This window comes from Thermoflexibacter ruber (assembly GCF_900113045.1).
Taxonomy (GTDB): Bacteria; Bacteroidota; Bacteroidia; order Cytophagales; family Thermoflexibacteraceae; genus Thermoflexibacter; species Thermoflexibacter ruber.
In genome coordinates, this window is the sequence record NZ_FONY01000040.1 from 1 (window position 1) to 18439 (window position 18439).

The window sequence follows — 18439 nt, forward strand, 5'->3', positions numbered from 1 at the left end:
AAGGGTATGTAGGGTTGGGAAAAAGGCTTGAGAATACACTTGATTATGAGCTAATTATACAAAATAGAGCAAACCAAGTAGCTAATACTGCTACTGAAAAAGCATTTCTTGGTATTTTTCGTAAAACCATTGAAACAGTAAACTCAATACTGACAGAGCAGTTTAACATACAATATACACGTGCAAAGAGTGCTTGGGGACTAACAAATAGAATTATCGCAAAAATAACATCCCTAACTTTTGCTATTTATTTAAACTTTATAACTCAACAACCTATCTTAGATATAAAAAACTTTATATTTTAACTAGCACAATTGGTAATAATGATTATTTTGTTACGATTAACTATTCATTCAATACAATTTTTTCCAATCTTGAGAGGCGTTGGAGTAGGCGTGCATTTTCCAATTGCATAATTCTTTGGTCTAAGTGAGCAAAACTTTCATTAAAATCTACTAAACGCATGAGAGCCTCACTGACCTTGCTCAAAGTTGTTTCTACCTTTGAGAACTGCTTAGATAGCTCATCTAAGTATTCTTGAAATCTCTCTTGGCGATTTTCCATAGACTCCATGCGGTCAAGCATACGCATCATGATTTTACTATTGTCAAGCAAAATACTTTCCACACGCTCAAATCTTTGTGTCTGAGTTTGGAGAGATTCTTCTATTTTTTCCAATCGCTCGTTAGTAATAATCTGATTTTCAGCGATTCTATCTACTTTGCGGAGTAGTTCAGAGAAAACAGCTAAGTCGTCAATATTCATACAGATATATGTAAAGATTATAGAATACTTACTTTCCAAAAGTAGAAAACTCTTTAAAAGTTTTCTACTTTTATATCATCTAAAAAGAATACTTATTTTTTAGGTTTCAATGCCTTCATTTGAGGGTCGTCAAGTGCGTCTAATCCTTTTTCTATCAGGTCACTCGCCAAATCAACTATATTCGGCTTATCGCCTGTCTTTTCCATTACCTCTATCTGTTTTTTCAATAGAGCTGTATGGGTTTCTTCTTTGATTTTGATTCCTTTGATTTTCATGGTACTCTGATTTTAAAATTTAAAGTATTTGACAGTGAGTATATTAAGTACGTTTCCGTTTTTTTTTATTTCCTTCACTACAAAAATATAACTTTTATTTTCAAAAATAAAAAAATTTTGCACTTTTTATTTTTACACTCGGCAATATTTAAGCATAAGTTATACCTTCAAAAGAAAACTTTTTCTTAAAAACACTTATAAATTATAGTGAAAAGGATTTACTGAAAAAAATCTCAAAAAAAAATCTTAAAAAGTTTTTAAATTTAAAAGTTTTTCTTTTAAATTTGTCTTGAAATTGAAAATAAGATATTGTTTTTATATAATTATATGAGTAATACACTTTTTTGATTATTCAACTACTCGTTATTTTACTTATTTTCTTTACTGTATAAAGAACTTTTAGTTTATTAAACTTAAAAATACAGATATAAAAGTCTTATAAATGAATAATTGAAAAATTATAAATTTGATTTTCAGTAATTTATTTTCTTTCAAGATAAAAGTGATGGGATTTTCTTCAGCCAGCAAACTTGTCTTTCAATCGATAGCTATACAAGGTTAAACGCAAAAATTGTAAAGGGACGCTCTTATTCGTGGTCGTTTGCTCACTGATTTGAGCAAGCGACAGAATAAGAGTAAAGTGTGTAAAATATTATAATGCAAGAAAAGGTAAGAGAAAAAATAGCCTGCTTGAATCTCTGAGGCATATTTTATCAGTAGTGTATGTGTAAAATTTTATAACACTTCCAAATGAGAGCCTGTAATGCTCTGTTGGTGAGTAGCTTAGTGTATGTGTACTAAGTAGGTCAATCGTGTATAAATTTATAACAGAAAATAAGCCCTTTTTGTGTGGTAGATAATAAGCAGATATACGCGCTTTAATTGGAAAATTTGACAGGATTAGTCAATTTTTTTTGTAGTGAACGTGTAAAAAAATATAACGGAATTATAAAAATCCATGTTGCTATGTCTAAATTCAATACTTACTTTTCTAAGTTTTCTGCGAAAGCCCCTTCGCAGATACACCAACCCAATCAGTTTGCGGAGTCTTCACGACAAAGCAGAGAATTGGGCTACTATGAGGAGGCTATCAAAGACCTTGAACCTCTGCCTTATGCGGTGAGTTACCGCTTTGTCTTTTTGTTAGCAAAACTGTATGCCAATGCCTATCACATCGTTTCTACTTTGCTTGGTTTAGCTTGTATCTATCTGTTAGTCAATGTATTTGTTGGTTTTGAAAATATGCCCAAAGGTGTTCATCCTATCGTGCTTTGGGGCATAGCGATTTTGTTGAGTATCCTTTTAATAGTTCTGCTCGTGGGGATTGAGATGATAAAAGGAAATCTGTCCAATACTTTTTTTAGGAATAAAGTCATCAAAAATAAAAACAAATCGGCGACTTTGGTGGGATTGGTAGGAATGATGACCATAAGTATTCTGATTTCAGCGGTAGGAGGGGCAGTCATTAGTTTGAAAACCAGCGATAAAACAGGAGAAATCAAAAATATATATCTTAGCCAATCGGATAGTATCCGCAACTATTATCAAACCAAGATACAAACCTTACAAGCAGAGATAAATGCGACTAATCAGCTGAAAGCGAGTAGATTAAAACGCTCTCCTATGTGGGGACTCACCAAAGAAGAAAGCAATACGCTCAACCATAATAAAACCCAATTGGCTAAGTTAGAAAATCAGCTACAATCAGATTTACTCAGTTTGAAGTCAGATTATCAGGGAGATATGACTAAAAATCTGATGCAAAGTACCAATGCAGCTTGGGTAGTGGCAGGCATTGTGTTTGTCTTAGAAATGCTTTTGCTGTGGGCGTATAGTTTCCAATGGGAATATAGGGCAGAAGCAAAGGCAGAAGCAGTGAATTTTCAAGTGTTGGAATTGGAGAAAAAGGCGAGTAGTAAAAACGAGCCAAAGATAGAAAAAATTGATAATGACTACGATAAGATGAAAGAAGTCCTCCAACAACTCATCAATGGGCAGCAAAACTTCCAAATTGCAAGCACCAATGCACCTGTCCAACCTCAGAAGGTAGGGTATAAATTTGGATTGCAAGCTGTTCATAATGAGGCAGAAAAGCTAAAACCTCAGCATGAGTTTGTTTTGAGGGAGGGAAATCGGGTTTGTCTGCACTGTGGCAACTTGTATGAGTACAAAATCCACAATCAAAAGTTTTGTTCTGAAAAATGCAGAGTTGAGGCATGGCAACAAAAAACGGGGAAGGTGCTGAAAAAGGCAAAAAAGGAATAGTTGTAAATAAAAATATTATTATCAATACTTTACACCTGACGGGTTTTCAAAACCTGTCAGGTGTAATAATATTTACCAAGTCCTATTTTTCATAAACTCATCTAACTCTTTGCGAGTCATAGGGAGTTTGTCTGGATTTTGGTCGAGCCAAGAGAGAAAATCTTTTTTAATGGCATCAGTCCATTGCATATCTATTTCTCCCGGACTGTACTTACCTTCTCTCAATCTCTGATGCCCAAATTGGTCACGTAAAGAAATAAATTCTGCATTTAAAATCACTTTTTCTACCAAATGAGCAGGAACGAATATAACACCCCCACGCTTAGCGATGACCAAATCTCCCGGCAAGCAAACCGCTCTGCCTATGCGAATAGGAACATTCAAACCTGCCAGCATCAAGTTTTGAATGAAGGAAGGGTCAGTTCCTTTTACGAAATAGTTGAAGCCTTCTATCTGCGCCAAACCTTCCACATCTCTGACAGAACCGTAGAAAACTACACCATTTTTAGATTTGGCATAAATCGCATTACCTAAGTTATCGCCAATGAGTGTCCCATCTACTATTTTGCCGAAAGCATCAGCCACATAAATATCTCCCGGAGTAAGCATATCTATAGGCCAAGAGTTAGGAGAGCCTTTTCTACCCTCTGCTTTGCCTCTGTCGCGAATCTGCTTGTCTATATCAGGGCGACTTGGAATATACATGGCAGTTAATGCCCTACCCGTAAGTACTAAATTAGGGTGCAGGATTTCCCAGTTTCCCTCGAACTGATTATAGTAGCCTTCGTTTCTCAATACACCCCATGCCTCCTCCAAAGAAACTTTTTTAGCTCTTTCTAACCATTTGTCTTCCAATTTTGGGCGACCGTCAGGGAAGCGTTCCCCTTTCCACTCAGCAGTAAGGGCAATGAGTTGCTCTTTGGTAATGGTCTGTGCCAGCATAGGAAAGCTAAGCAGTAGAGCAAAAATTAAAAAAATGTTGCTTTTTAAGTAATTCATTTTCATACTTTTAGTTAGTTAAAAATTTATTAAATCTATTTTTAGTACTATTCTTTTTTCTTGTTTTTCATGCAATCAAATTTTGCAAACGATTCCGTAAAAATTTCTTTTTTATAATCCTTTGTTTCTGCTTCCAAAATACTTAATTCTAAAAGAAAAAACAAACAAAAAGAGTCCCATTGCTGAAACTCTTATTTTTATGGTCAAAAAATCATTTTTTACAAGCCAATTTTGATTAATGAAAAATATTGAAAAAATACAAGTTTTATATTTGCAAGACGGTTTTATTTATTAAAAAATAATCATATTGCTTATATAAAAGGAAGTAGTAGCCTATAAAAAATACAATTTTAGGACAAGTTCAATATGACTAAGAGTAGCTTTAAAATATCAAGCTAATACTTAGCACGTGTAAAAATCAAAGAAAAAGGGAATAGACTATGCCAGAGCCTCGTTGAGCGAGGGTAAAGTCCCTACTTTCTGAAGAAAAAAGATATGAGATTTCAAGGCATCGCCAAAGCTTTGATGCACCATGTATTTTATGCCAAACTCTTTTGCTGTCGCCTCGACTATGGGAGCAATTTTTGGATAATGCACATGGCAAATCGTAGGGAACAGATGATGCTCTATCTGAAAATTTAATCCGCCGACAAACCATGAAAGCCAGCGATTATTTGGGCAGAAATTGACGGTAGTTTCTAACTGATGAATAGCCCAATCATTTTCTATCATTCCTTCGCTATTGGGAAGAGGGTGTTCTGTGCCTTCTACGCTATGCGCCAACTGAAAAATAACCGTCAAAACTATTCCTGCGACAAAGTGCATAAGCACAAAACCGACCATAGACTGCCAAAGAGGAATATTGAAAAATAAAGTCGGCACACCCAAGATAATAAAAAAGTAAAGTAACTTATTCATAATGAGTTTAGTCAGGAAAAAAACATTTTCCTTTCGGCTATTCTTATTCACTTTATTTTGCCTAAATTTTACAAATTGTATAAAGTCCTTTGCCAATACCCAATACAAAGTCAGAATCCCATAAAAGAAAAAAGCATAAACAAATTGAAATTGATGATAGGGCTTTACTTTGGTATGAGGTGAAAACTTGAGTACGAGCTTGTCATCTATGTCCTCGTCTATGTGTGTAATGTTAGTATAAGTATGGTGCAATACATTGTGTTGGAGTTTCCAATTTAGTACTGCTCCTCCTACTAAGTTTAGTGAATGTCCCATAAGACGATTTATGAGAGGATTGGTAGAATATGCCCCATGGTTGGCATCGTGCATTACGCCCATACCTATACCTGCAATGCCTAATCCCATGATAGCCCAAAGCAAGAGAGTTACTGCGAAGGGAGGTACAAAATACAAAATCCCTACAAAAGGCAATACATATAGTCCTATAAGTGCCACAGACTTGACTATCATGTCGGTATTGGCGTGTTTACAAAGGTTATTTTCTTTGAAATAGTTATCAACTCTGCGTTTGAGAGTAGCGTGAAAAGCATTTTTATCGGTTTGTTTAATAAATCTAACTTGTCCTTTGGCTGTCATACAATTGTGAATTTATGGAGGTTTTTAAAGTTTAAAAATGAAATGTTTTGTAAGGTAGGTCTATTTTAAGGAAAAATAGGGGACTTAACATTTTTTATTTCTTTTATATCCAAAATGAGATAAATTAATTGTCAGAATCATAAGAAGATAGTACTATACTTTAAATACTAGTGAATATTTTTGAATAAAATCCGAAGGAGATATTTTTTTGATTTTTTTAAACTGCTGATTAAAATTGGACAGGTTGTTATACCCTGAGGCAAAGCATACATCAGTAATAGATTTAGTATTTTGTTCTAACAGCAATTTGCAAGCATAGCTTATTCGTACTTCATTCAGGTACTGTACAAAATGCTTATTAGTTACCTTTTTAAAATAGCGGCAGAAAGCACTTTTATTCATTTTAGCTATCTCGGCTACGTCGTTTAGTGTAATAGGGCTTTGGAAATTGTGCAAAATATAATTGAATACTTTGCTCATTCGTGCATCTTTAGTATCAAACTTCTCAGGATAGCCTAAACTTGCGATGTACTGATATTCAGTTTCATTGGCGAGAATCTTCAGTACTTTAAGTAAGAGAATTAGTCTTTCAAAACTGTCTTTGGCATCGAGCATTTCAAATAATAAGGGGGGAACGTTTTTTTTGCTTTCTCCCAAAAAAATGATACCTCTGGAAGCTCTTTCAATGAGTTGCCCAATTTCTTTGAGTTCCTCAGCTACAAAAAATGAGTTGCCTAAAATATTCTTCTCGAAATGCAAGTTAATACCTTCTGTATATAAATCCGCTCTATTCTCAAAATATTGCGGGTCGTTGAGCCAGACATGAGGCAGATTATAACCTAAAAGTATTATCTCCCCTTCCTCAAAAGGAGCTATGCTGTCCCCGATAAACCGCGTTCCTGTACTTTTGAAGTTATAAGCCAATTCCATTTCTGTGTGATAATGCCAAAATCTTTCAAAGTGAGGTAAGCGATACCACTTGACAGCGAAGGACTCGTTAAAAAATCTGTCATTTCTTCTAATAAACTGAGGCTTCATAACTTATACATTGTATTTTTCAAGTTTTAGATAAGCACAAGAAATACACTAAAATTAAGCAAATTTTTTTGTAATTTAAGCAAATTTAGTGGTAGTTATTTAAAGTTTTCATGCTTAACTTTGAGTAAAGTATAAATAAAAGATATATGATTTACTTTTTTCACTTATAACAATAAGCTATTTAAAATGAACCAATTGTTTTGGTAGATTAGTGCTAAGTCATATACTTTTATTGGTCTATTTTTAATCAAACACTAAGTAAAATATGAAAATGAAAAGAAGTTTACCATGTTGTGGGATAGCTTTGCTGTTATCTTTATTGCTATTCACACAATCGTTTGCACAAAACAGGGTTTCGGGAACGGTCAGTTCTGCGAAAGACAAAAGCCCACTACCGGGCGTGTCGGTCATCGTGAAAAACACGCAAAGAGGCACGATTACTGACAGTGAAGGCAAGTATAGCATTGCTGTTAGCAGTGGGGAAACCTTAGTATTTAGTTTTGTAGGTTTTGCACTCAGAGAAATTGCAATTAGCAATCAGAGTGTATTGGACGTAGCCCTCGAGGAGGATGTTACGCAACTTGGCGAGGTCGTTGTAACTGCTTTGGGTATCAAAAAAGAAGCAAAAAAGTTGGGTTATGCTACTGCTTCTGTTACCCCTGACCAAATCAACATCAATCGTACTGTAAACTTTATGAACGCTTTGCAAGGCAAGATGGCAGGCGTGAATATTACTACACTTGGCTCCGGTCCTGCAGGTACTTCCAAAGTGAGGATTAGAGGACAGTCATCTTTTGGAGGCACCAATGCCCCTCTCATCGTTATCAATGGTGTGCCTATCGATAATACTAACTTTGCCTTAGCCCAAGGAAACCAAGGTAGTGATGGCTCTATTCAAAGTAGAGGCAATAATAACTCTGACGGTGGCGATGGTCTTTCTTCTATTAATCCGGATGATATAGAGAGCATGACAGTTTTAAAAGGAGCGACCGCAGCAGCTTTGTACGGCAGTCGTGCTAAAGACGGGGTAATTATGATTACTACCAAGACCAAAGGAGTGGGTAAAGGCATTGGGGTAGAGTTCAATAGCAACTTTACTACCGACATCCCCATGATTCTGACCGATTGGCAATACGAATACGGGCAAGGTGAAGGAGGGGTAAGACCTACTACTGCCAATCCGACTTCTGGGGTATGGTCTTTTGGAGAAAAATTCCAACCCGGTATGACCCAAGTACTATTTAATGGGGTTACTGTTCCTTATGTTCCTCAAAGAAACCAAATTAGAGAATTTCTACGAAATGGAAATACTTTTACCAATACTATTTCCCTTTCATCAGGTACGGATAGAGGCGGTTTCAATCTTTCTATTTCTAATATGGACAATACAGGTATCATGCCGAATAACTCTTTTAATAGAAAGACCTTTAATCTGGGCTTTACACAAACTTTGGGAGAAAAACTCATCGTTTCGGGTAATGCCAACTATTCTAAGGAGATTAACAGAAACCCTCCACAGTTTGCTCAGCAAGATTTTAGCGTACCAACTGTACTTTATACGATTGCGAACTCTATGCCTATGGACGTGCTTCGCGACAATGCCTTTGATGCTCAAGGGAATGAGTACATTTGGTCACGTTTTAGAAACCGTACTAATCCTTATTTCAATATGGCTCGGAAGTTTGAAAATATCTTTAGAGACCGTCTTTTTGGCAATATAACTCTCCGCTATAATATTAAAGATTGGCTGTATGCACAAGTAAGGGTAGGACAGGATTTCTGGACACGCCAGCAAGAGTATAATTTCCCTACAGGTGCTGCATCACTCGCTCCTGCTCCCGCAGGCTTTGTGAATGGTAGTTTTATACAAGAGGTACGCCGTCTAAGAGAAGTGAATACTGACTTTTTGATTGGGGCTACTCGTAAATTTGGAAATTTTGGGGTAGATGCGACTTTCGGGGGAAACCAACTGTATGTACAAAGTGAGTTGAATAGTGCACAAGGAACAGACTTTGTAGTAAGAGACCTCTATACTATTATGAATACTCGCGTAAGAGACCCAATATACGGATTTAGTGAAAGAAAGGTAAATTCTCTCTATGGTGCAGCTGAGTTTTCTTATAAAAACTTTCTATTTCTGAACGTAACGGCGAGAAATGATTGGTTCTCTACACTTTCTCCTGAAAATAGAAGCATTTTATACCCTTCTGTTACAAGTAGTTTTGTGTTTTCCGATGCCTTTAATAATATGCCTTCTTGGTTAAACTTTGGGAAAATACGCGCCGCTTATGCAGAAGTAGGTAGTGATACAGACGTAGGGTCTTATGCCAATAACCTATTCTATGGTATCAATGCCAACCTTTTTCCCATAGGAACTACCTCAGGACAAGCACCTCTCGGCTTTATTAGCGGCTTGACTGTGCCTAATGCGAACTTGCGTCCCATGCGTGTTTCTGAGGCAGAAGTAGGTTTGGAGTTAAAAATGTTCAACAATAGGGTAAGCGTAGATTTTGCCTTTTATAATAAGGTTACTAAAGACCAAATTGTGTCCGCCCAGATTTCCGATGCCTCTGGATTTACTTCTACACGCATTAATAGCGGGCAAAGCAGAAATAGAGGTTTTGAATATTTAGTAAATGTAGTACCTTTTCAATCTGATAATTTCCGCTGGGAAATTTCTTTTAATGGGTCTTACAATACCACCTTAGTACAAAGAATAATTACCGATGACAATGGTACAGATAGAGATTATAACGGTGATGGACGTCCAGAGCAGATTGTAGTAGGGAACTCTATCTGGAATCCAGGTCAAGGACAGATTAGGCAGGTAGTAGGACAACCTATGGGAACACTTTTTGCTAATGCCTATGCTAAGGATGCCCAAGGACGTCGAGTATTTGATAATGCAGGTTTTCCAGTGATAGTACCACTGCAACCCTTTGGTACTACTATTCCTAAATGGGTAGGTGGTATCACTAACTCATTCAATTACAAGGGTATTATGCTGTCTTTCCTTATAGACTATAAGTTAGGACACATTATGTCCTCTGGGACTAATTTCAATGCTTGGCGACATGGCTTACATAAAGGTACATTGCCTGGCAGAGAACAGAATAGAATAGTTGGAGAAGGAGTAAATCAAAGGGGAGAGGTAAATACTGTTGCTGCCCCTTTGCAACAATATTATGAACAAGTACGTAGCCGAGATATTGGCGAGCAGTTTATCTACAATGCAGGTTTCTGGAAGCTACGTCAAATCACTGCAGGCTACGACTTTACTAAGCATCTACCAAGTTCTTGGTTTATCAAAGGGCTTAGACTCAACTTTGTAGCTAATAACGTACTGATTCTGAGAAAATGGGTAGAAAATATTGACCCCGAGCAGATGGGCTATGGCTCTGATAACCTCAATGGTTTGGAAGCCACAGGCGTTCCCACGACACGTAGCTTTGGCTTTAACTTGAATGTGAAATTCTAAATCAAGTTATGAGTTGATAGTTAGAAGTTATCAGTTGAAACAATACTAACTATTAACCATTGACAATTAACAACTAACTATTCAGGAAGATTATGAAAAAAATATCAATATATAGTTTTTTATGTATTGCAATGCTTAGTATAAGCAGTTGCGATAAAGGCTTTGATGAGTTAAATGTAAATCCTATTGCTGCGACTGCAGTAGATAGGATATTTATACTCAATAATGCAATAGTCAGTTCTTCTTTTCCCACTACTACGGCTAACTATGACATCGGCATCGTTCAGCAAATGGTCACTCCTAATTCTGGGGTATTGACAGGAGCAAACTTTAACCAAATCAATAACAGTAATGCCGAGGGAGTTTGGGTAAATTATTACAGAAATGTAATTCGGAATACCGTAGATATAATTGAAAATACCAAAAATGTACCTGCTCGCTCCAATCTTACACAAATGGCACGTATTTGGAAAGCTTTTGCTTTTATGATAGTAACTGATGCTTATGGTGATGTCCCGTACTTTGAGGCAGGAAAGGGATTTATAGAAAATACTACCTTCCCTAAATACGATACCCAAGAATCTATTTACAATGATATTATCAAAGAATTGACGGAAGCATCTGCGGCACTTAATACTGCGGGTACGATAGAAAGTAGTGATGTTATGTATGCAGGAAATATCGCCCAATGGAAAAGACTGGGCTATTCTCTCTTGTTAAGAGCTGGAATGAGACTAACCAAGGTAAATCCACAAAGAGCGCAACAAGTAGTACAAGCAGCTTTCCAAGGTGGAGTCATGCAGTCTAATGCTGATAATGCTGTTATCAGGCATACTGCCAACTATACCTATCCTTTTGGTAACTTGCTTAATGCTACTGAGGCGGCAAATTACTATATGACCGATGTCTTTGTAAATGCACTCAAAAGCACCAATGACCCTCGCTTAGGAGCGATTGCTGTACGCTATGTTGGGGCAACCTCTGGGGCAGGACAGACTGCGGCAGTGGCGAACAGAAGTCCAGAAGTCCAAATAGGTATGCCCATAGGCTATGACAACGTTTCTATTACACCTGTAGTAAACTCCTTGCGTTTAGCAAGTTTCTATGACTTTACGCAAGTGGACAGAACACGTATTGTAAAACCCATAGCTCCTTGTTTCTTAGTTACTTATGCACAGACTCAACTGCTTTTAGCTGAGGCTGCACAAAGAGGTTGGGTTACAGGCAATGCCGCTACTTACTATGCCAATGGGGTGCGTGCCAACATGCAACAATTTGCTGAGTACGATGCTGCCTCAGCTATCCCCGCAGCGGCTATAGATGCTTGGTTAGCAGCCAATCCGTTTGATGCTGCTAATGCCTTGCAACAAATCAATACACAGTATTGGATAGCTTCTTTCTTGAATGGTCCTGAGGCATGGGCAAATTTCCGTCGGTCAGGTTTTCCTGCTTTGCGAAAAAATCCCTATCCAAGCCAACAGATTCAAGGAAACTTCATCAACAGAATGGTCTATCCAATATCAGAAGTAGCTGTCAATCAAACCAACTTACAAGCGGCGGTTCAGCGACAAGGAGCAGATAACATGGATACCAAAGTTTGGTGGGATAAATAGAAAAATAACTAAAAATAATTTCCAATTGATTAACTACTTAAACCTGCTACACTTTTAAAAGTGTAGCAGGTTTTCTATTTGGAAAACTTAAAAAAATAAGTTATTTTTGAGTAAAACCATTACTGACTATGCTCATATTAGAAAAACCAATAACCTATCAAGAATTCAAAGCAATAGAATTTGATGAGTGGGAACTCAAAGAATTTTTCTTTGAACTCATAAATGGAGAAATTATTCGACAAAACTACCCTTCTTATAAGCATCATTTTGCTTCAGGCAACTTATATGCGCGTTTTTATAATTATGTAAAAGAAAAAAACTTAGGTATAGTGCTTCATGCCCCTTTGGAGTTGTCTTAGATGAAACCAATGTCTTACAGCCTGATATTATTTTTACAGCAAGTGCCAACAGGGAAATTATCAAAGAAGAAGGAATTATGGGGGTACCTGACCTACTCGTAGAAATTATCTCCCCAAGTTCTATCAAAACAGATAGATTCACTAAATATCAATTATATGAGAATAAAGGAGTTGCAGAGTATTGGATTATTGACCTTAAAAATGAGAGCATAGAAGTTTTTGAAAATACCGACAAAGGATTCAAACCGTTCTCCTTTGCCAGCAAGGAGGGCAAGGTAAACTCCAAGCTATTAGAAGGCTTAGAAATAGAAATCAAAGAAATTTTCCAATAGATTGAATTTTAATGCTAAAAATCATCTGTACCTATGACAAATGTCATTCTTTTTCTTCGGAAAGTCACTCATCTTTGTATCATAGATTCAAGATAGAGATAATGGCAAATGTAGATGATAGTATTATCGTTTAATCCCTTGAAAAAAGCATATACCTCTGGTGTATGCTTTTTTGTTTTGTTGTTAAGCATTTCTATAAACTAATGCCCTTGTAGGTCAAATAGATAGCCGCAATCAAAGAAAAAACTCCTATCAGTACAGCAGGCAGAGAAAATTTGCCCGTAGCGGAGTTCTTAACAAGTACTACTCGCTGAGGCAGAGGCTCCGCCCGCAAAATAGTAAAAGAGAGCATCAAAAATATCCCTAATTGGATAACTACTAAAGGAATGCTATCTTGTAGCTTGATAATCAGCACAGAAGAAGTAATGATAGCTGCTATCAGGAAGGGCAACATGGCTACTTGGAAAAGAAATTTGCGTGGTTTCTTATGCACATCAAACTCCTTTGAGGGAGCCATTTTTAAAAACCATAACCCTATATACAAGCCCATAATGCACAAGCCAATGATGCCAATGACTGCCAAAAGATAATTCCATTTCTCTGCAATATTGAACCATTTGAAAATCACAGCAAAACCTTTGTAAGCAAATGCTCCGTGAATAAAACTGCTGAAGAATAAACCTATGCTGATAATATGTCCCCAAAGGCAGTAAATACGCACTAAATAAAGCTGACGACGAAGCAATACATACATATAAAAAAAGAAAATGGAGGCAAAAAAACTAAAAACTACAGGAGCGGAGTAGCTAACTAAAACTATTTTAGGCGACCACATTGCATCACGACTGATGAAAATAATACGGTCAAAATAAAGAGTAGATTGGATATAAAAGAGCTTAGCAACAGCCATTTGGAAAAAGTAATAACCATAAATCAAGACAATAGACATAGTTAAGTAAGCACACAAAGAATTGATTATTACATATAAACTTTGTGTTTTTTTAGCAATATGTGATTGTTTACTCATGACAAAGGTAAATTTTTTGAGAATATGTTACTTACGCTTTCGTAAATTAGAAAAATTTATAATTTTTTGCTTAACTTGCTATTAGATTAAAAAAATATCAGCCTCTTATCTATATACTATTTTCTCACATTAAATCTAAAAGGTAAATATGAAATCTAATTTGAAAAAAATCTTAGCAAAATTAAAAAATCCACCCTCTGAAGTTATTTATCAGAATAATGCAAACGATGGCACGAGTTCAGAAAATACTCATCCGCGTCGCAATTTTATGAAAAAAACGCTGGGTGGCGTGGCTTTAGGAGGCTTTATGTTTTCTTCTATCGAGGATACATTGGCAGAGTCGACTAAGAATGTGAATCGCTTTGGTTCTCCTTCAGACTTGAAAATTACTGATTTGAGAGTAGCCTACATTAAGGAAGCCCCTATGAATGTACCACTTATTCGCATAGATACCAATCAAGGCTTAGTTGGTTGGGGTGAGGTGCGAGATGGAGGGAGTCCGCGTTATGCTCTTTTTCTAAAAAGTCGCTTGTTAGGAGAGAATCCTTGCAATGTAGAAAAGATTTTTAAGAAAATTAAGCAATTTGGTTATCACGGCAGGCAGGCAGGTGGAGTTTGTGGGGTAGAAATGGCATTATGGGATTTAGCAGGTAAAGCCTATAATGTACCTGCTTATCAACTACTTGGAGGGAAATACAGAGACGAAATTCGTATCTATGCTGACACCACCAAGTCCCAAGACCATGCAGAATATGCCAAGAGAATGAAGGCAAGAGCAGATATGGGGATTACATTCCTCAAAATGGATTTTGGAGTAGAAATGGTCAAAGATATTCCGGGTGCGTTAGTTGTGCCGAGAAATTTTGACTGGGGACGCTCATATACTTGGACAGAACACCCTTTTACTGCTATTCAAATTACAGATAAGGGCTTAGATGCTATGGTTTCTTACGTAGCGGCAGTCAGAGAAGCCGTAGGTATGGACATTCCCTTGGCGGCAGACCACTTTGGACACATCAGCGTCAATAGTTGTATTCGCTTGGGTAAAGCCTTAGAAAAGTATCAGTTAGCATGGCTGGAGGACATGGTGCCATGGAAATATACCGAACTTTGGAAGCAAATCACCAATGCTATAGAAACGCCTACACTCACAGGGGAAGATATTTACTTAAAAGAGGAGTTCATCAAATTGATAGATGCTAATGCGGTGGATATGATTCACCCAGACTTAGCCTCCTCAGGAGGTCTTTTAGAAACTAAAAAAATAGGCGATTATGCAGAAGAAAGAGGCATTCCTATGGCAATGCACTTTGCAGGGAGTCCTGTTTCCTTTATGGCAAATGTTCACTGTGCGGCGGCTACACAAAACTTCATTGCTTTAGAGCATCACTCAATAGACGTTCCTTGGTGGGAAAATTTAGTTACAGGGATAGACAAACCTATTATGAAAAATGGCTTTGTGAAAGTTCCTAATAAGCCCGGTTTGGGGGTAGAAGTGAACGAAGAGGAAGTGAAAAAGCACCTTATTGACGGGGAAAAATATTTTGCTCCTACGCCAGAGTGGGACAAAGAACGCTCTTGGGATAGACTGTGGAGTTAAGGGCTATATCAAAAAAATCAAACATTTATAAGATTTTATACTTATAAATGTTTGATTATCTATAATATTAAACTTATTTTACTAATAATCGACCTTTTACTTACTCATCAGACATCTCCTCGTCATCTTCCTTCATCTCTCCCATAGACTTTAGTTCTAACTCTGCTGCATCTCTGAGAGTAGTTCTTTGCAACTGAGTAAATGCTTGCTTAGCTATATTTTTATCACCTAATTTTTTAGCAGACAAGCCTAAAAGGAAAGATATATCTGCAGCAATAGCTGGCTCCATTTTTTGTTTGAGTGCTTCTTGGGCTGTTTCTACTGCTTCCTTTAAGCGGTTGAGTTTGTAAAGCGCATTGATTTTGTTCAGTAGTGCTTTTGAATCACTTTTATTGAGCCTGAGGGCTTCTTCGGAGGTACGCAAGCAACCTTCGTAATTTTCTGATTCCAAGTATAGCTCTGCTATTTTCTCATAAATACTTTCCCTTCTGGCTGGGTCAGCTTGGGTCTTTACCGCATTTTCATAGTGCGTAATAGTAGATTGATTTGCGGTTTTATTGGTCATACGCTTGGAAAGCTGAGCGCGAAGTACGTGTAATTCAGGTAGCTCCTTTTGTATTTTCTCTGCTAAGTCCAAGTATTTTTTGCTTGTTTCGTTCTCATGAAACTTATAATAAGCAATAGCTATTCGGTAGAAATACTTTGGGCTAAACTTCTCTGCTGCTTGAGCATATTTTGTTCCCACAGTCTTATCAAAAGCAGCTTTTGATTTTTCATATTCTTCTAAGTAATAATGGGCATACCCTAACTCGAAATAGTATTTTGCATTGTCTTTGGGTTGCATAGACTTAATAGCGGGTTCTACATCTAAAATGGCATCTCTGGCTTCTCCATATTTTTTTACTTTGTTAGCAAGGCGAGCAAAGTAATAGTTGGCTTTCAAATCTTTTGGAGAAATGGCTTTTAACTCTTTTGCTTTCTCATAAGCAATCTTCATATTACCATCTTTGATGTACTTATTCGTAACCATCATTTTGTATTTGTACTTATCAGCAGGGTTTGGCTCGTGCATAGCTGCTTTGTCGTAAAACTCTGCTGCCTTGTTGTAATCGCCCTGTTGGTAGTAAATCTGGGCGAGCAGTACGTAAGCTGGGGCAAAATCATCTTTGAGCTTCAAAAGGCTATTCAAAGAGTTGATAGAGGACTCATTATCTCTGATTTTAAATTCAGAAACAGCTTTGGCATGCAAATACCTGTAATTACTTGGTTCACTGCGTAAAGCTTTGTTAAACTCATCAATTGCTCTTTGGTGCTGTCCAGTTTTCTGATAATTCATGCCATCAACGTAGTGAGCCAAGCCTTTGTGTGGGTCTTGTGCCTTGGCAGTAAGTCCAATGCCTGCTAATATCACTATGTAAAGTAGTATTTTTTTCATTGTAAACAAATTGTAATAAATAACTATCAAGCAATCAGTTTGTTATTAATTAAAACATAAAGATTAAGTTTATACACGGGTAAATTTAATGTGAGATGTAAAGATTATTCAGCATAAAATTAATAATTTTTTTTTATTTATACTGAAAATATACACGAAAATTTTGTAAACTTTGTTTTTTATCCTTACACCAAATACCGTTCCTTATTTGTTTTAAATATTGATAATTAGTAAAAATTTTCTATATTTGGGCATTTATGCTATTAAAATCAGTTAAAAAATAAGTGAATTTATTACATGAATTATCGAGTCTTTGTTTACGGAACATTACGAAAAGGAGAAAGTAATCACCATTATTTAGAACAAGGACTTTTGGTAGAAGATGAGGTGTGGGCAGAAGGATATACTATGTATGATTTAGTAGAATATCCTTTTGTCGTACCAACGGCAGTGGGTCAAATCAAAGGAGAAATATGGCAAATAGACGAGCATTGCTTAGCAAAAATAGATAAGTTAGAGGGAATAGAGCAGGGACTTTACACAAGGATATTTGACGATGCCCTGCAAGCGTATATTTACGTAAGACCAAATAGTAAAGGGCTTATAGGGATACCTCAAATTACTCAAGGTGATTGGAAAATGCGTTTAAGAAAATAAGATATGTATGCTAAAAAAAATATCAACTGTATAGAAATCAATGAATTTTCTGCTACTCCTAAATATCAGCAGGTAATTAATGCTGTAATTGCAAGTATTAGAAAGGATAGGTTGAAAGTAGGAGATATGCTACCTTCTATCAATGAAGTGAGTTTTGAGTTTGATGTGTCGCGTCTTACGGTGGAAAAAGGCTATAATGAACTGAGAAAAATGGGAATTGTGCAGGCTATCCAAGGGAAAGGCTACTTTATTGCCAGCACCTCTGTCAAGCAAAACCTAAGAATACTTTTACTTTTCAACAAGTTAAGCACTCACAAAAAAACTATCTACGATGCTTTTGTCAAGAACCTCTACCAAGAAGCCACTATAGATTTTTACATCTATAACAACGATTATACCCTTTTCAAAAAATTGTTAGACCATCCAAAAGAAAACTATACCCATTATGTTATTATTCCACATTTTGCTGATAATGAGCAAAATGCACTCAGGCTAATCGATAACATACCCAAAGAAAAACTTATTTTAGTAGGTAAAAAGCCTAATGCAATTAGTGGGGAATATGGAGCGGTATATGAAAATTTTGAAAAAGACATCTACCAAGCTCTTACTCAAGCTCTCCCTGCACTCAAAAAATATCATACTCTAAAAATTATATTTCCCGAAAGCTCTTACTCAGCAAGCGAGATAGTCAAAGGATTTATCAGCTTTTGTCAAGACCATGCTTTTCAATCTAAAATCATTCGCAGCGATGAGTTTATCGGGGAAGGGGAGTTATACATTACTTTGACGGAGGAGGACTTAGTGCAAATCTTAGAGAAAGTCATTGCTTTGGAGTGGACTTTGGGCAGGCAAATAGGACTGATTTCTTATAATGAAACACCTTTAAAAAAATTTATTATGAACGGACTTACGACTATCTCTACAGATTTTGAGCGTATGGGCGCAACCGCCGCTAATTTAGTGCTTAACTCCTCCAAAACACAGATTGAAAATCCTTTTTACTTAACTTTAAGGGCTTCAGTATAAAATTTTTCCTATA

Annotated in this window: 15 protein-coding genes and 1 pseudogene; 9 read left to right on the forward strand and 7 right to left on the reverse strand. The window is 36.6% G+C overall.

Annotation, left to right across the window (positions count from 1 at the left end; genetic code table 11):
- Window positions 1-305, forward strand: a 305-nt coding sequence (locus tag BM141_RS23080) for a hypothetical protein (RefSeq protein ID WP_394331678.1), incomplete at its 5' end; no start/stop codon positions are given.
- A gap of 40 nt (window positions 306-345) precedes the next feature.
- On the opposite strand, the gene BM141_RS18080 is transcribed toward BM141_RS23080, so the two are convergent.
- Complete coding sequence (locus BM141_RS18080; protein WP_091548877.1) at window positions 346-765, reverse strand: hypothetical protein; 420 nt, start codon at window positions 763-765, stop codon at window positions 346-348.
- Window positions 766-857: 92 nt separating this feature from the next.
- Window positions 858-1040, reverse strand: a complete 183-nt coding sequence (locus tag BM141_RS18085; RefSeq protein WP_091548878.1) for a hypothetical protein — start codon at window positions 1038-1040, stop codon at window positions 858-860.
- Window positions 1041-2006: 966 nt separating this feature from the next.
- On the opposite strand from BM141_RS18085, the gene BM141_RS18090 reads away from it, so the two are divergent.
- Window positions 2007-3305, forward strand: a complete 1299-nt coding sequence (locus BM141_RS18090; RefSeq protein WP_143090982.1) for a hypothetical protein — start codon at window positions 2007-2009, stop codon at window positions 3303-3305.
- A 72-nt stretch (window positions 3306-3377) separates the two neighbouring features.
- Here BM141_RS18090 and BM141_RS18095 read toward each other — a convergent pair whose 3' ends face one another.
- The 3 genes from BM141_RS18095 to BM141_RS18105 form a co-directional block, all read right to left on the reverse strand.
- Window positions 3378-4310 (reverse strand): RraA family protein, encoded by a 933-nt coding sequence (locus BM141_RS18095; RefSeq protein ID WP_177217445.1) that lies wholly within the window; start codon window positions 4308-4310, stop codon window positions 3378-3380.
- 432 nt (window positions 4311-4742) lie between these two features.
- Entirely contained in the window at window positions 4743-5858 is a 1116-nt protein-coding gene (locus tag BM141_RS18100; RefSeq protein ID WP_091548880.1) for a fatty acid desaturase family protein, read from the reverse strand.
- Between the two features lie 153 nt (window positions 5859-6011).
- Complete coding sequence (locus tag BM141_RS18105) at window positions 6012-6896, reverse strand: AraC family transcriptional regulator (RefSeq protein ID WP_091548881.1); 885 nt, start codon at window positions 6894-6896, stop codon at window positions 6012-6014.
- A gap of 265 nt (window positions 6897-7161) precedes the next feature.
- Here BM141_RS18105 and BM141_RS18110 point away from each other — a divergent pair, with 265 nt between their 5' ends.
- From BM141_RS18110 to BM141_RS23750, 4 genes and pseudogenes are all read left to right on the forward strand, one after another.
- A complete protein-coding gene (locus tag BM141_RS18110; RefSeq protein ID WP_091548882.1) occupies window positions 7162-10374 on the forward strand; it encodes a SusC/RagA family TonB-linked outer membrane protein in 3213 nt (1070 codons plus the stop codon).
- A 92-nt stretch (window positions 10375-10466) separates the two neighbouring features.
- Window positions 10467-11987 (forward strand): SusD/RagB family nutrient-binding outer membrane lipoprotein, encoded by a 1521-nt coding sequence (locus BM141_RS18115; RefSeq protein ID WP_091548883.1) that lies wholly within the window; start codon window positions 10467-10469, stop codon window positions 11985-11987.
- 128 nt (window positions 11988-12115) lie between these two features.
- A complete protein-coding gene (locus tag BM141_RS23745; protein WP_091548884.1) occupies window positions 12116-12346 on the forward strand; it encodes a PDDEXK family nuclease in 231 nt (76 codons plus the stop codon).
- A 14-nt stretch (window positions 12347-12360) separates the two neighbouring features.
- Window positions 12361-12678, forward strand: a pseudogene (locus tag BM141_RS23750) (Uma2 family endonuclease); the annotation flags it as partial.
- 193 nt (window positions 12679-12871) lie between these two features.
- On the opposite strand, the gene BM141_RS18130 reads toward BM141_RS23750, so the two are convergent.
- Window positions 12872-13705, reverse strand: coding sequence for a hypothetical protein (locus tag BM141_RS18130; RefSeq protein ID WP_091548886.1), 834 nt, complete (start codon window positions 13703-13705; stop codon window positions 12872-12874).
- A 148-nt stretch (window positions 13706-13853) separates the two neighbouring features.
- On the opposite strand from BM141_RS18130, the gene BM141_RS18135 reads away from it, so the two are divergent.
- Window positions 13854-15305 (forward strand): mandelate racemase/muconate lactonizing enzyme family protein, encoded by a 1452-nt coding sequence (locus tag BM141_RS18135; RefSeq protein WP_091548887.1) that lies wholly within the window; start codon window positions 13854-13856, stop codon window positions 15303-15305.
- A gap of 100 nt (window positions 15306-15405) precedes the next feature.
- On the opposite strand, the gene BM141_RS18140 is transcribed toward BM141_RS18135, so the two are convergent.
- Window positions 15406-16740, reverse strand: a complete 1335-nt coding sequence (locus BM141_RS18140) for a tetratricopeptide repeat protein (protein ID WP_091548888.1) — start codon at window positions 16738-16740, stop codon at window positions 15406-15408.
- A gap of 297 nt (window positions 16741-17037) precedes the next feature.
- On the opposite strand from BM141_RS18140, the gene BM141_RS18145 reads away from it, so the two are divergent.
- Both BM141_RS18145 and BM141_RS18150 read left to right on the forward strand, forming a co-directional pair.
- Window positions 17038-17397: a gamma-glutamylcyclotransferase family protein gene (locus tag BM141_RS18145; protein WP_091548889.1), complete on the forward strand. Its 360-nt coding sequence runs from the start codon at window positions 17038-17040 to the stop codon at window positions 17395-17397.
- A 3-nt stretch (window positions 17398-17400) separates the two neighbouring features.
- The gene (locus BM141_RS18150) at window positions 17401-18426 is read left to right on the forward strand and encodes a GntR family transcriptional regulator (protein ID WP_091548890.1); all 1026 of its coding nucleotides are present in this window, start codon (window positions 17401-17403) and stop codon (window positions 18424-18426) included.
- Window positions 18427-18439 lie beyond the last annotated feature (13 nt).

Coding starts and splice junctions, on each gene's coding strand:
- BM141_RS18105 (WP_091548881.1), bottom strand. CDS start 6,896: ATGAAGCCTCAGTTTATTAGAAGAAATGACAGATTTTTTAACGAGTCC.
- BM141_RS18145 (WP_091548889.1), top strand. CDS start 17,038: ATGAATTATCGAGTCTTTGTTTACGGAACATTACGAAAAGGAGAAAGT.
- BM141_RS18130 (WP_091548886.1), bottom strand. CDS start 13,705: ATGAGTAAACAATCACATATTGCTAAAAAAACACAAAGTTTATATGTA.
- BM141_RS18140 (WP_091548888.1), bottom strand. CDS start 16,740: ATGAAAAAAATACTACTTTACATAGTGATATTAGCAGGCATTGGACTT.
- BM141_RS18085 (WP_091548878.1), bottom strand. CDS start 1,040: ATGAAAATCAAAGGAATCAAAATCAAAGAAGAAACCCATACAGCTCTA.
- BM141_RS18100 (WP_091548880.1), bottom strand. CDS start 5,858: ATGACAGCCAAAGGACAAGTTAGATTTATTAAACAAACCGATAAAAAT.
- BM141_RS18080 (WP_091548877.1), bottom strand. CDS start 765: ATGAATATTGACGACTTAGCTGTTTTCTCTGAACTACTCCGCAAAGTA.
- BM141_RS18110 (WP_091548882.1), top strand. CDS start 7,162: ATGAAAATGAAAAGAAGTTTACCATGTTGTGGGATAGCTTTGCTGTTA.
- BM141_RS23745 (WP_091548884.1), top strand. CDS start 12,116: ATGCTCATATTAGAAAAACCAATAACCTATCAAGAATTCAAAGCAATA.
- BM141_RS18095 (WP_177217445.1), bottom strand. CDS start 4,310: ATGAAAATGAATTACTTAAAAAGCAACATTTTTTTAATTTTTGCTCTA.
- BM141_RS18115 (WP_091548883.1), top strand. CDS start 10,467: ATGAAAAAAATATCAATATATAGTTTTTTATGTATTGCAATGCTTAGT.
- BM141_RS18090 (WP_143090982.1), top strand. CDS start 2,007: ATGTCTAAATTCAATACTTACTTTTCTAAGTTTTCTGCGAAAGCCCCT.
- BM141_RS18135 (WP_091548887.1), top strand. CDS start 13,854: ATGAAATCTAATTTGAAAAAAATCTTAGCAAAATTAAAAAATCCACCC.
- BM141_RS18150 (WP_091548890.1), top strand. CDS start 17,401: ATGTATGCTAAAAAAAATATCAACTGTATAGAAATCAATGAATTTTCT.